At 66.7% G+C, this 13,872-nt stretch carries 8 protein-coding genes; 6 read left to right on the forward strand and 2 right to left on the reverse strand.

Annotated elements, in window-relative coordinates; genetic code table 11:
* Positions 1-42 precede the first annotated feature (42 nt).
* The 6 genes from E0500_RS13035 to E0500_RS13060 all read left to right on the forward strand — a co-directional run bounded on the left by E0500_RS13035 (position 43) and on the right by E0500_RS13060 (position 12,391).
* Positions 43-3,942 carry a DNA-directed RNA polymerase subunit beta' gene (locus E0500_RS13035; protein WP_131561444.1) on the forward strand — a complete coding sequence of 1,300 codons (3,900 nt, stop codon included), beginning with the start codon at positions 43-45 and terminating at the stop codon, positions 3,940-3,942.
* Positions 3,943-4,712: 770 nt separating this feature from the next.
* Positions 4,713-5,084: a 30S ribosomal protein S12 gene (rpsL, locus tag E0500_RS13040; protein WP_003948652.1), complete on the forward strand. Its 372-nt coding sequence runs from the start codon at positions 4,713-4,715 to the stop codon at positions 5,082-5,084.
* A 2-nt stretch (positions 5,085-5,086) separates the two neighbouring features.
* Complete coding sequence (gene rpsG, locus E0500_RS13045; protein ID WP_131561446.1) at positions 5,087-5,557, forward strand: 30S ribosomal protein S7; 471 nt, start codon at positions 5,087-5,089, stop codon at positions 5,555-5,557.
* A gap of 39 nt (positions 5,558-5,596) precedes the next feature.
* Complete coding sequence (gene fusA / locus E0500_RS13050) at positions 5,597-7,723, forward strand: elongation factor G (protein ID WP_131561448.1); 2,127 nt, start codon at positions 5,597-5,599, stop codon at positions 7,721-7,723.
* Between the two features lie 155 nt (positions 7,724-7,878).
* Positions 7,879-9,072 (forward strand): elongation factor Tu, encoded by a 1,194-nt coding sequence (gene tuf / locus E0500_RS13055; protein ID WP_093905285.1) that lies wholly within the window; start codon positions 7,879-7,881, stop codon positions 9,070-9,072.
* Between the two features lie 193 nt (positions 9,073-9,265).
* Positions 9,266-12,391 carry a glycosyl hydrolase 115 family protein gene (locus E0500_RS13060; RefSeq protein ID WP_131561450.1) on the forward strand — a complete coding sequence of 1,042 codons (3,126 nt, stop codon included), beginning with the start codon at positions 9,266-9,268 and terminating at the stop codon, positions 12,389-12,391.
* An 87-nt stretch (positions 12,392-12,478) separates the two neighbouring features.
* Here the strand turns inward: E0500_RS13060 and E0500_RS45390 are convergent, their stop codons facing one another.
* Both E0500_RS45390 and E0500_RS13070 read right to left on the reverse strand, forming a co-directional pair.
* On the reverse strand, positions 12,479-12,889 hold the full coding sequence (locus E0500_RS45390; RefSeq protein WP_399119080.1) for a hypothetical protein: 411 nt from the start codon (positions 12,887-12,889) through the stop codon (positions 12,479-12,481).
* Between the two features lie 7 nt (positions 12,890-12,896).
* Positions 12,897-13,781 carry a hypothetical protein gene (locus E0500_RS13070; RefSeq protein ID WP_181586980.1) on the reverse strand — a complete coding sequence of 295 codons (885 nt, stop codon included), beginning with the start codon at positions 13,779-13,781 and terminating at the stop codon, positions 12,897-12,899.
* Between the last annotated feature and the right edge of the window lie 91 nt (positions 13,782-13,872).

Genomic DNA, 13,872 nt, shown 5'->3' on the forward strand with positions numbered 1-13,872 from the left:
TCAGACCCCAAGACTTACAACCCTGAGAGGGATTGACGCATAGTGCTCGACGTCAACTTCTTCGACGAGCTCCGGATCGGCCTGGCCACCGCTGACGACATCCGTCAGTGGAGCCACGGCGAGGTCAAGAAGCCCGAGACCATCAACTACCGCACCCTCAAGCCCGAAAAGGACGGACTCTTCTGCGAGAAGATCTTCGGCCCCACCCGGGACTGGGAGTGCTACTGCGGCAAGTACAAGCGCGTCCGCTTCAAGGGCATCATCTGTGAGCGCTGCGGCGTCGAGGTGACTCGCGCCAAGGTGCGCCGTGAGCGGATGGGCCACATCGAGCTGGCCGCTCCCGTCACGCACATCTGGTACTTCAAGGGCGTTCCCTCGCGCCTCGGCTACCTGCTCGACCTCGCTCCGAAGGACCTGGAGAAGGTCATCTACTTCGCGGCGTACATGATCACGTACGTCGACGAGGAGCGCCGTACGCGCGACCTGCCCTCCCTGGAGGCGCACGTCTCCGTCGAGCGGCAGCAGATCGAGAACCGCCGGGACGCCGACCTGGAGGCCCGCGCCAAGAAGCTCGAGACCGACCTGGCCGAGCTGGAGGCCGAGGGCGCAAAGGCCGACGTGCGCCGCAAGGTGCGCGAGGGCGCCGAGCGTGAGATGAAGCAGCTGCGCGACCGTGCGCAGCGCGAGATCGACCGCCTCGACGAGGTCTGGACCCGGTTCAAGAACCTCAAGGTCCAGGACCTGGAGGGCGACGAGCTCCTCTACCGCGAGCTGCGTGACCGCTTCGGCACGTACTTCGACGGTTCGATGGGTGCCGCGGCGCTGCAGAAGCGCCTGGAGTCCTTCGACCTGGACGAGGAGGCCGAGCGCCTCCGCGAGATCATCCGTACCGGCAAGGGCCAGAAGAAGACCCGTGCGCTCAAGCGCCTGAAGGTCGTCTCCGCGTTCCTGCAGACCAGCAACAGCCCCAAGGGCATGGTGCTCGACTGCGTGCCGGTCATCCCGCCGGACCTGCGTCCGATGGTGCAGCTGGACGGTGGCCGCTTCGCGACCTCCGACCTGAACGACCTGTACCGCCGTGTCATCAACCGCAACAACCGTCTGAAGAGGCTCCTGGACCTCGGTGCCCCGGAGATCATCGTCAACAACGAGAAGCGCATGCTTCAGGAGGCTGTTGACGCCCTCTTCGACAACGGCCGCCGCGGCCGTCCGGTCACCGGTCCCGGTAACCGTCCGCTGAAGTCCCTCAGCGACATGCTGAAGGGCAAGCAGGGTCGTTTCCGTCAGAACCTGCTCGGCAAGCGCGTCGACTACTCGGCCCGTTCCGTGATCGTCGTCGGTCCGCAGCTGAAGCTGCACCAGTGCGGTCTGCCGAAGGCGATGGCGCTGGAGCTCTTCAAGCCGTTCGTGATGAAGCGCCTGGTGGACCTGAACCACGCGCAGAACATCAAGAGCGCCAAGCGCATGGTCGAGCGCGGCCGTACGGTCGTGTACGACGTGCTGGAAGAGGTCATCGCGGAGCACCCGGTTCTGCTGAACCGTGCGCCCACGCTGCACCGCCTCGGCATCCAGGCCTTCGAGCCGCAGCTGGTCGAGGGCAAGGCCATCCAGATCCACCCGCTCGTCTGCACCGCGTTCAACGCGGACTTCGACGGTGACCAGATGGCCGTGCACCTGCCGCTGTCCGCGGAGGCGCAGGCCGAGGCCCGCATCCTGATGCTGTCCTCGAACAACATCCTCAAGCCCGCCGACGGCCGTCCGGTGACGATGCCGACCCAGGACATGGTCCTCGGTCTGTTCTTCCTCACCACCGACGGTGAGATGCGGGAGGTCAAGGGCGAGGAGCGTTCGTTCTCGTCCGTGGCCGAGGCGATCATGGCGTTCGACGCCGGCGAGCTCTCGCTGCAGTCGCGCGTGGACATCCGCTTCCCGGTGGGCACCATCCCGCCGCGTGGCTGGACCCCGCCGGTTCAGGAGGAGGGCGAGCCGGAGTGGCAGCAGGGTGACAGCTTCCGGCTGAACACCACGCTGGGCCGCGCGCTCTTCAACGAGCTGCTGCCCGAGGACTACCCGTTCGTCGACTACGAGGTCGGCAAGAAGCAGCTCTCCGAGATCGTCAACGACCTCGCCGAGCGCTACCCCAAGGTCATCGTGGCGGCGACGCTCGACAACCTGAAGGCGGCCGGCTTCTTCTGGGCGACCCGTTCCGGTGTCACCGTGGCCATCTCCGACGTCGTCGTCCCCGAGGCGAAGAAGGAGATCGTCGCCAAGTGGGAGGCCGCGGACGAGAAGATCCAGAAGCAGTACGAGCGCGGTCTGATCACCAAGGACGAGCGCACCCAGGAGCTCATCGGGATCTGGACCAACGCGACCAACGAGGTCGCCGAGGCCATGAACGAGAACTTCCCGAAGACCAACCCCATCTTCATGATGGTGAACTCGGGTGCCCGAGGAAACATGATGCAGATGCGCCAGATCGCCGGTATGCGCGGTCTGGTGTCGAACGCCAAGAACGAGACCATCCCGCGGCCCATCAAGGCGTCGTTCCGTGAGGGTCTGTCCGTGCTGGAGTACTTCATCTCCACGCACGGTGCCCGTAAGGGTCTGGCGGACACCGCTCTGCGTACCGCCGACTCGGGTTACCTCACCCGTCGTCTGGTCGACGTCTCGCAGGACGTCATCATCCGCGAGGAGGACTGCGGCACCGAGCGCGGTCTGAAGCTGAAGATCGCCGAGCGCGGTGCCGACGGCACGCTGCGCAAGACCGGTGACGTCGAGACCAGCGTCTACGCCCGCATGCTCGCCGAGGACGTCGTCATCGACGGCAAGGTGATCGCACCGGCCAACGTGGACCTCGGCGACGTGCTCATCGACCAGCTGGTGCACCACGGGATCGAGCAGGTCAAGACCCGTTCGATCCTGACCTGCGAGTCCGCCGTCGGCACCTGCGCCATGTGCTACGGCCGCTCGCTGGCCACCGGCAAGCTGGTCGACATCGGTGAGGCGGTCGGCATCATCGCCGCCCAGTCCATCGGTGAGCCCGGTACCCAGCTGACGATGCGTACCTTCCACACCGGTGGTGTGGCCGGTGACGACATCACCCAGGGTCTGCCCCGTGTCGTCGAGCTCTTCGAGGCCCGTACCCCGAAGGGTGTCGCCCCGATCTCCGAGGCCTCCGGCCGCGTGCGGATCGAGGAGACCGAGAAGACCAAGAAGCTCGTCGTCACCCCGGACGACGGCAGCGACGAGACGGCGTTCCCGATCTCGAAGCGTGCCAAGGTCCTGGTCCGTGAGGGCGACCATGTCGAGGTGGGCCAGCAGCTCACCGTGGGTGCCACCAACCCGCACGACGTGCTGCGCATCCTGGGTCAGCGTGCCGTCCAGGTCCACCTGGTCGGCGAGGTCCAGAAGGTCTACAACTCGCAGGGCGTGTCGATCCACGACAAGCACATCGAGATCATCATCCGGCAGATGCTGCGCCGTGTGACGATCATCGAGTCCGGCGACGCCGAGCTGCTGCCCGGCGAGCTCGTGGAGCGCTCGAAGTTCGAGACCGAGAACCGTCGTGTGGTCCAGGAAGGCGGCCACCCGGCCTCCGGCCGTCCGCAGCTGATGGGTATCACCAAGGCCTCGCTGGCGACCGAGTCGTGGCTGTCGGCGGCGTCCTTCCAGGAGACGACCAGGGTCCTCACGGACGCGGCGATCAACGCCAAGTCCGACTCCCTGATCGGCCTCAAGGAGAACGTCATCATCGGTAAGCTCATCCCGGCCGGTACGGGTCTGTCCCGCTACCGCAACATCCGGGTCGAGCCGACCGAGGAGGCCAAGGCCGCGATGTACTCGGCCGTGGGCTACGACGACATCGACTACTCGCCGTTCGGCACGGGCTCCGGCCAGGCCGTGCCGCTGGAGGACTACGACTACGGTCCGTACAACCAGTAAGGCGTACGTCTGAAGCACTGAAGGGCGGTCACCCTGTGGGGTGGCCGCCCTTCGGCGTGTGCGGGGGCTGTCAGCGGGGCTCTCCTCGACGAACTGCACACCGCCGTGGGTCGGTCGGCGCGCCCGCGTGTTCGTCGGCCAGCGGCTCGGAGCGGCGCCCGACGGGGGCGAGCGCGTACGGCACGGGGCCACGACCTCAGCCCGGCGCACGTGTCCGATCCAGGTCCGTGCACGGGACCCCAGGTGCTCGATGCGGCTCGTGGGCCAGATGTCATCGTTCGTTGGCCCGCGATGCCTGAGGAGTAGGCTGGCCATGGTCCATCCGGGCCCGGATCATGCGGAGTTGGTCCTCGCACGGGCTGCCGGTCGCGGATGGGGCGTGGGGTGGGCGCTCATCGTCGCGATCCCCATCGCGGCGGGGCCGGTGTCCCCCGGCCCACCTGCGCGAACCCCCGTAACAGAAGATCGTCGGCAGTGGATTCGAAGATCAGATGCGGCATGGGGTCTTGACATGTTCCGCATAGTGATGCGGGCGGCGCCCATTTGTTTTGACCGCAGCGAATGAGGTAGGTACGCTCAGACCTTGTGCCTGGGGTGTGCCCTGGCTCTCGTGCGTGCCATCAACCGCATGGCGAGCCGTCATCGGCCACCGTAATCTGCGCCCTTTTCGCCTTGCGGCGGGAGTCTGCGGGATTCGACACACCCGACCGCGTGGGTCGGCGACGTTCCAGGTTAGCTGTACCTTTCGGCACACAGAAACCGGAGAAGTAGTGCCTACGATCCAGCAGCTGGTCCGCAAGGGCCGGCAGGACAAGGTCGAGAAGAACAAGACGCCCGCACTTGAGGGTTCTCCTCAGCGCCGGGGCGTCTGCACGCGTGTGTTCACGACCACCCCGAAGAAGCCGAACTCGGCCCTGCGTAAGGTCGCGCGTGTGCGTCTGACCAGCGGGATCGAGGTCACCGCCTACATTCCGGGTGAGGGTCACAACCTGCAGGAGCACTCCATCGTGCTCGTGCGCGGTGGCCGTGTGAAGGACCTGCCGGGTGTTCGCTACAAGATCATCCGCGGTTCGCTCGACACCCAGGGTGTCAAGAACCGCAAGCAGGCCCGCAGCCGTTACGGCGCCAAGAAGGAGAAGTAAGAATGCCTCGTAAGGGCCCCGCCCCGAAGCGCCCGGTCATCATCGACCCGGTTTACGGCTCCCCTGTGGTGACCTCCCTGATCAACAAGGTGCTGCTGAACGGCAAGCGCTCCACCGCCGAGCGCATCGTCTACGGCGCCATGGAGGGCCTGCGCGAGAAGACCGGCAACGACCCGGTCATCACGCTCAAGCGCGCTCTTGAGAACATCAAGCCGACCCTTGAGGTCAAGTCCCGCCGTGTCGGTGGCGCCACCTACCAGGTCCCGGTCGAGGTCAAGCCCGGCCGTGCCAACACCCTGGCGCTGCGCTGGCTCGTCGGTTACTCCCGCGCCCGTCGCGAGAAGACCATGACCGAGCGTCTCCTCAACGAGCTCCTCGACGCCTCGAACGGCCTCGGTGCGGCCGTGAAGAAGCGCGAGGACACCCACAAGATGGCCGAGTCCAACAAGGCCTTCGCGCACTACCGCTGGTAGTCGCTACCCCATCGAGAAGCGAGAGAAGACTGAAGCCTTATGGCTACCACTTCACTTGACCTGGCCAGGGTCCGCAACATCGGGATCATGGCCCACATCGACGCGGGCAAGACGACCACTACCGAGCGGATCCTCTTCTACACCGGCGTCAGCTACAAGATCGGTGAAGTCCACGACGGCGCTGCCACCATGGACTGGATGGAGCAGGAGCAGGAGCGTGGCATCACGATCACCTCTGCTGCCACCACCTGTCACTGGCCGCTCGAGGACAACGACTACACGATCAACATCATCGACACCCCGGGTCACGTCGACTTCACGGTCGAGGTGGAGCGCTCGCTGCGCGTCCTCGACGGTGCCGTCACGGTGTTCGACGGTGTCGCCGGTGTCGAGCCGCAGTCCGAGACTGTGTGGCGTCAGGCCGACCGTTACGGCGTGCCGCGCATCTGCTTCGTGAACAAGCTGGACCGCACCGGTGCCGAGTTCCACCGCTGCGTCGACATGATCTCGGACCGCCTTGGTGCGCAGCCGCTGGTCATGCAGCTTCCGATCGGTGCCGAGGCCGACTTCAAGGGCGTCGTGGACCTGGTCCGCATGAAGGCGCTCGTGTGGTCCGCCGAGGCCGCCAAGGGCGAGATGTACGACGTCGTCGACATCCCGGCCACGCACACCGAGGCTGCCGAGGAGTACCGCGGCAAGCTGATCGAGGGCGTCGCCGAGAACGACGAAGAGATCATGGAGCTGTACCTGGAGGGCCAGGAGCCCACCGAGGAGCAGCTGTACGCCGCGATCCGTCGCATCACCATCGCGTCCGGCAAGTCCAGCGACACCACGGTCACCCCGGTGTTCTGTGGCACCGCGTTCAAGAACAAGGGCGTCCAGCCCCTGCTCGACGCGGTCGTGCGCTACCTGCCGACCCCGCTCGACGTCGAGGCCATCGAGGGCCACGACGTGAAGGACCCCGAGCTGGTCGTCAAGCGCAAGCCGTCCGACGACGAGCCGCTGTCCGCGCTGGCGTTCAAGATCATGAGCGACCCGCACCTCGGCAAGCTCACCTTCGTCCGGGTCTACTCGGGCCGCCTGGAGTCCGGCACCGCCGTGCTGAACTCCGTCAAGGGCAAGAAGGAGCGCATCGGCAAGATCTACCGCATGCACGCCAACAAGCGTGAGGAGATCGACTCGGTGGGCGCCGGCGACATCGTCGCCGTCATGGGCCTGAAGCAGACCACCACCGGTGAGACGCTGAGCGACGACAAGAGCCCGGTCATCCTGGAGTCCATGGACTTCCCGGCGCCGGTGATCCAGGTCGCCATCGAGCCCAAGTCCAAGGGTGACCAGGAGAAGCTGGGTGTCGCCATCCAGCGTCTCGCGGAGGAGGACCCCTCCTTCCAGGTTCACTCCGACGAGGAGACCGGCCAGACCATCATCGGTGGTATGGGCGAACTGCACCTTGAGGTGCTGGTCGACCGTATGCGCCGTGAGTTCAAGGTCGAGGCCAACGTCGGCAAGCCGCAGGTCGCGTACCGCGAGACGATCCGCAAGGCCGTCGAGCGCGTCGACTACACGCACAAGAAGCAGACTGGTGGTACCGGCCAGTTCGCCAAGGTGCAGATCGCGATCGAGCCGATCGAGGGCGGCGACGCCTCGTACGAGTTCGTGAACAAGGTGACCGGTGGTCGTATCCCGAAGGAGTACATCCCTTCGGTCGACGCCGGTGCGCAGGAGGCCATGCAGTTCGGCATCCTCGCGGGCTACGAGATGACCGGCGTGCGCGTCACGCTGATCGACGGTGGCTACCACGAGGTCGACTCCTCCGAGCTGGCGTTCAAGATCGCCGGTTCTCAGGCCTTCAAGGAGGCCGCGCGCAAGGCCAGCCCCGTGCTGCTGGAGCCGATGATGGCCGTTGAGGTCACCACGCCCGAGGACTACATGGGCGAGGTCATCGGCGACATCAACTCCCGTCGTGGCCAGATCCAGGCCATGGAGGAGCGTGCCGGTGCCCGCGTCGTGAAGGGCCTGGTTCCGCTGTCGGAGATGTTCGGCTACGTCGGCGACCTCCGCAGCAAGACGTCGGGTCGCGCGAGCTACTCGATGCAGTTCGACTCCTACGCCGAGGTTCCGCGGAACGTCGCCGAGGAGATCATCGCGAAGGCCAAGGGCGAGTAACGCACCCCGTTCACACGCCGTAGGCTTGACTCCGGAGCCTTGAGGGGCATTCACCCGCATTCGTGGGGGAGTGCCCCGGGGCCCGGGCTTTCCAGCAAAGATCACCTGGCGCCGATGAGTAAGGCGTACCAGAACCACTCCACAGGAGGACCCCAGTGGCGAAGGCGAAGTTCGAGCGGACTAAGCCGCACGTCAACATCGGCACCATCGGTCACATCGACCACGGTAAGACGACCCTCACGGCCGCCATTACCAAGGTGCTGCACGACGCGTACCCGGACCTGAACGAGGCCTCGGCCTTCGACCAGATCGACAAGGCTCCCGAAGAGCGCCAGCGCGGTATCACCATCTCCATCGCGCACGTCGAGTACCAGACGGAGACCCGTCACTACGCCCACGTCGACTGCCCCGGTCACGCGGACTACATCAAGAACATGATCACCGGTGCTGCCCAGATGGACGGCGCCATCCTCGTGGTCGCCGCCACCGACGGCCCGATGCCGCAGACCAAGGAGCACGTGCTCCTGGCCCGCCAGGTCGGCGTTCCGTACATCGTCGTCGCCCTGAACAAGGCCGACATGGTGGACGACGAGGAGATCCTGGAGCTCGTCGAGCTCGAGGTCCGCGAGCTGCTCTCCGAGTACGAGTTCCCGGGCGACGACCTGCCGGTCGTCAAGGTCTCGGCGCTCAAGGCCCTTGAGGGCGACAAGGAGTGGGGCCAGTCCGTCCTCGACCTGATGAAGGCCGTCGACGAGAACATCCCGCAGCCCGAGCGTGACGTCGACAAGCCGTTCCTGATGCCGATCGAGGACGTCTTCACGATCACCGGTCGCGGTACGGTCGTCACCGGCCGTATCGAGCGTGGTGTCCTGAAGGTCAACGAGACCGTCGACATCGTGGGCATCAAGCAGGAGAAGACCACCACCACGGTCACCGGCATCGAGATGTTCCGCAAGCTGCTCGACGAGGGCCAGGCCGGTGAGAACGTCGGTCTGCTGCTCCGCGGCATCAAGCGCGAGGACGTCGAGCGCGGCCAGGTCATCATCAAGCCGGGCTCGGTCACCCCGCACACCGAGTTCGAGGCGCAGGCCTACATCCTGTCCAAGGACGAGGGTGGCCGCCACACGCCGTTCTTCAACAACTACCGCCCGCAGTTCTACTTCCGTACGACGGACGTGACCGGCGTCGTGACCCTCCCCGAGGGCACCGAGATGGTCATGCCGGGTGACAACACCGAGATGAAGGTGGAGCTCATCCAGCCCGTCGCCATGGAGGAGGGCCTCAAGTTCGCCATCCGTGAGGGTGGCCGGACCGTGGGCGCCGGCCAGGTCACCAAGATCAACAAGTAAGCTCGCTTGCTTGACGGTCGGTTGACCTGAAATGCCTGAATAGGCCCGTACGACTTCGGTCGTACGGGCCTTTTCGCTGTCGGGCCTTTTCGCTGTTACGAAAGTATTCGGCGCGTTCGGCCCGTTGTTCCCACCGTGCACTCCCCTCACCATTTGTCATGCCGCTGAGCACATACCGACCGAGGGGTGAGGCATGTCTGGAGGCGTCAGCCGTAGAGCCGTTCTCGGAGCGGGGGCAGGTGCGGGGGCGGGGCTGGCGACGCTGCCCTCGTTGTCAGGGGTCGCCTGGGCGGAGGGGGACGCTCCGCAACTGGCGGATCCGGGAGCGTACATCTCCTTCTCGCCGAAGACGGGCGCCTTCTCGCTCGTCGGCGCCCCGGTCGTCGTCAGCCCCGAGGACCACCCCGGAGTCGTACGGGTCGCGGGAGACCTTCGCGATGACATCGAGCGGGTGACGGGCGTACGGCCCGGCGGCTCGATCGCGCGCGAGGCGGTTCTGGTCGGGACGATCGGCCGCAGTCCTCTCATCGACGGGTTGATCACCACTGGAAAGCTGGACGTGACCGGTGTGCGGGGCAAGTGGGAGACCTCGCTGCAGGCTGTCGTCGAGCACCCGATGCCCGGGGTTGAGCGCGCACTTGTCATCGCGGGCAGCGATCCGCGCGGCACGATCTTCGGGGTGTACGACGTCTCGTACGGCATCGGGGTCTCGCCCTGGTACTGGTGGGACGACGTACCGCCGGTCCACCGGGACGAGGTGTACGTCCTGCCGGGACGGTTCAGTCAGGGCACGCCGGCCGTGAAGTACCGGGGTGTGTTCATCAACGACGAGAACCCGGCGCTGGGGACGTGGGCGCCGAGGTACTTCGGTCCGGGGAAGGCGCCCGGCCACCCCGGGGGCTTCAACGCGGACTTCTGGGCCAAGGTCTTCGAGGTGCTGCTGCGGCTGAAGGGGAACTACCTCTGGCCCGCGGTGTGGGGGAGGGCCTTCGCCGAGGACGATCCGGAGAACCACGCGCGGGCGAAGGAATACGGGATTGTCATGGGCACGTCTCACGAGGCGCCCATGATGCGGGGCATCGAGGAGTGGAACCGGCACGCGGTCCCCGCGGTGCGGGATTCCTCGGGCGCCGTCGTGAAGCCGGGGAGCGACCCGTACGGCGGCACGGGCGAGTGGTCGTACCGCCGCAACTCCCAAGCCATCAAGGCGTACTGGCGTGACGGCATCCGGCGCATGGTCGAGCAGGACTTCGAGGGCGTGGTCACGCTCGGGATGCGGGGGAACGGGGACACCAGTCTCCCGGACGGCGACGGCATCGAGCTCATGCAGGAGATCATCGCGACTCAGCGGGAGATCATCGAGGAGGTCACCGGTCGCCCTGCCGAGGAGACCCCACAGGTGTGGACGCTCTACAAGGAGGTCCAGCGCTACTGGGACCGCGGACTGCGCGCGCCCGACGACGTGACGGTGGTCCTGACGGACGACAACTGGGGCAACATCCGCAAGCACCCGGACCCGGGGGAGCCGCGAGCCGGCGGCTACGGCCTGTACTACCACTTCGACTACGTCGGCGTGGGCCGCAACTACAAGTGGGTCGACACGGCCAACCTCGCCAACCTCTGGGACCAGCTCCACCAGGCGCACGCGTACGGCAACCACGGGCTGTGGGTGACGAACGTGGGCGATCTGAAGGGCAACGAGCTGCCGACCGAGTTCTTCCTGAACTACGCCTGGAACCCTGGGCGTTGGGGGCTGGAGGACCTTGAGGAGTGGGAGCTGCGCTATGCGCGGCAGAACTTCGGGCCGGCGGAGGCGGAGGCCGTCGCCGCCGTCCTCGCCGAGTACGGACAGCTCCAGGTCCGCCGCAAGCCGGAGCTGCTGAACCGCCGGATCACGCTGAACCCGGCGAAGGACCCGACCGAGGACGAGTCGGCGGTCGTGTACGACGACCAGGAGACGCCCTTCTACTTCGGTCACCGTGAGCTGGAGCGCGTCACGGAGGAGTGGCGGAAGCTGGCGAGGACGGCGGACCGGATCGAGCGCCGGCTTCCGGCGAGGGTGCAGGACGCGTGGTTCGAGCTGGTCGGCTACCAGGTGCAGGCGACCGCGAACGTGTACGCGCTACGGGAGGCGGAGTTCACGAACCTGCTGTACGCGGCCCAGGGCCGGGCCGCCACGAACGACCGGGCGACGGAGGCGGAGGCCGGCCTGGAGCGTGACTTCGCCCTGGCCCGCCGCTTCAACACCCAGGTGGCGGGCGGCAAATGGGACGGCTTCCAGACGCAGCCGCACATCGGCTACGGGGACGTGGAGCGGTACGGACCGAACGCGGGCTGGCAGCAGCCGGAGAAGGACAACGTCGCGCTGCCGGACGAGATCTTCCCCAAGGTGAAGCGGATCGAGGTGCCGTCCGGCGCCGAGCTGGGCGTGGCGGTCGACGGTTCGCTGGACTCGGGGGAGTGGTGGCCCGGAGGTGCGTCGGGCGCGGCCGTGCTTCCGGTGTTCAGCCCCTACCAGACCCGCCCCGACCAGTACATCGAGGTGTTCAACCGGGGTCGTACGCCCTTCGAGTACCGGATCGAGCCGACGGTGCCGTGGCTGCGGGCCGACCGCACGCGCGGCCGGGTCGAGCAGCAGGTGCGGGTGGTGCTGGAGGTGGACTGGGCGCGGGTGCCGGAGGGCCGTACGGAGGGTTCGGTGGTGGTGCGTGGCGCCGGGGCCTCGGTGACGGTGGGGGTCGTGGCCGAGAAGCCGTCGCCTCGGGGGCTGCGGGGCTTCGTCGAGGCGGGCGGGTACGTGGCGGTTGACGCGGAGCACTGTGTGCGGGCGGTCGGGGGGAGCGGTGTGCGCTGGCAGCGCGTCGACCGGATCGGGCGTACGGGGGCCGGGATGACCCCGTGGCCGGTCACGGCGGCGCGCCAGACGCCGGGCCGGTCGGCGTCACCACGTCTGGAGTACGAGGTGACGCTGCTGTCGGTGGGTGAGGCGACGGTCTGGTCGTACCTCTCCCCTCGGAACCCTGCGCTTGTGACGGGCGGCCTGCGGTATGGGGTGTCCTTCGACGACGGGGAGCCGCAGATCGTCGACATCAACGCGGTCACGGGTGCCGACGACGGGCTGATGAACAAGCAGTGGGCGTGGGGCACGTCGGACAACGTGAACGTGACGGCGACGAGGCACACGATCGGGCGGGCCGGTGTGCACCGCCTGAAATTCTGGATGGTCGATCCGACGGTGGTGCTGCAACGGTTGGTGATCGACACGGGCGGGCTGACGCCGACGTATCTGGGGCCGCTGGAGAGCCATCACATCCGCTGATCCACTTGTGAGAAGGGGCCCGCACATGAGGCACGCGGGGCGGGCACTGTGGCGCGGCCTGGACGCGGGCCCCTTCTCTCGGCTGCCCTACGCGGCTTCGAAGATCTCTTCGGCCGTCGGAGCGGTGACCGCGCGGGCGAGCCAGTGGCGCATGATCTGCGTGTCTCCGCATTCGGTGATGCGTTCACGGGCCTGGTCGGGAACGTCGAGGCCGCGCTGTTCCAGGACGAGCAGGATGTCCTCCGCGCGGCCCTGGGCGCGGCCTTCCTCCCGGATCTCTTCCGAGATCGGCGAGGAGAAGAACGAAAGGTCCTTGCGCACCAGGTCCCTCCAGGTTTCCAGGGCGGCCGGATTGCAGGCCATGCCCTTTGCGATGAGTTCGGTCAGGATGTCCACGCCGGAGACCGCCATGCGGACCCCGGAGGTCTCCACAAAGAACTGCGGGAGCGGTGCCGCGCCATGGCCGACCACGTCTTTCCCGGGGCTCTGCCCCGACATGCCGGGGCTACTCATCCGTGAAGATCTCGTCGGCGGAGGGGGCGATGATGGCCCGCCGGTGCCAGTGGCGCAGCGTCTCGGGATCGTCGCAGTTGGTGATGCGTTCGCGGACAGCTTCGGGGACGTCGATGCCGCGTACCTCAAAGACGTCCAGGATGTCCTGGGCGGCACGTCGCGTCTCGCCCTCGGCTCGGCCTTCGTCGCGGATTTCCTCGGAGAGGGGCGACTTGTAGAAAGAGAGGTCCACGGCCACCAGTTTCCTCCAGATTTCTGCGGCTGGGTGCTTGCCCAGGCCTTGGGCAATGAGTTCGATGATCGGGTTGGCGAGGGCCGCGGGGGTGTCCCGCAGCACGTTGGTCATTGCTTTGAGTATGACCTCGGCTTTCGGATTCGTGGCGTGGGTGATCGCTGACAGTGTCGCGAGCGCGAGGTCTTTGCGGACCTCGGCCGGGTTGGTGATCACCGGCATGTTGTGCGGTCCCGCGACCATTGGGCGCAGGGTGAGCAAGGGCCACTGACGCGGGCCGAAGCTGACCTCGCGCGCAGCCCATTCGGCAGTGGCGTGGTCCTGGCAGACGACCAGCAGCAACGGCTGCAGCCGGTACTTGTTCAGCAAGTACGACGCGTAGTACGCCCAGCTCGCGTGCTTGTTCGGGTCCTTCTTGCCCTGGGCCTCGATGGCGAGGAGAAACGGCTCGTCGTCCTCCGTCTCCAGCCGCAGCAGCGTGTCGAGTCGGCGTTCGAGCGGGCGGGTCTCGGTGAGGTCATTGGGCAGGACGGTGAACGAGGTGGGCTGGGGGATGTTGACGCCGAGCACGTCGGAGAGCCGGGAGAAGAGGTCCGGGTGCTCCTGGAAGATGCGGTGCATCGCCTCGTGGGGCGAGCTGACCATACGGGTTCCTGTTGGTGAGGTAATGCGGGATGGGGATTGCCTCTGGCACATGCCAAAGTCGCTCTATGGGTGAGCCTAGGGGCGCAACACG

The organism is Streptomyces sp. KM273126 (assembly GCF_004337435.2).
GTDB lineage: Bacteria > Actinomycetota > Actinomycetes > Streptomycetales > Streptomycetaceae > Streptomyces > Streptomyces acidicola.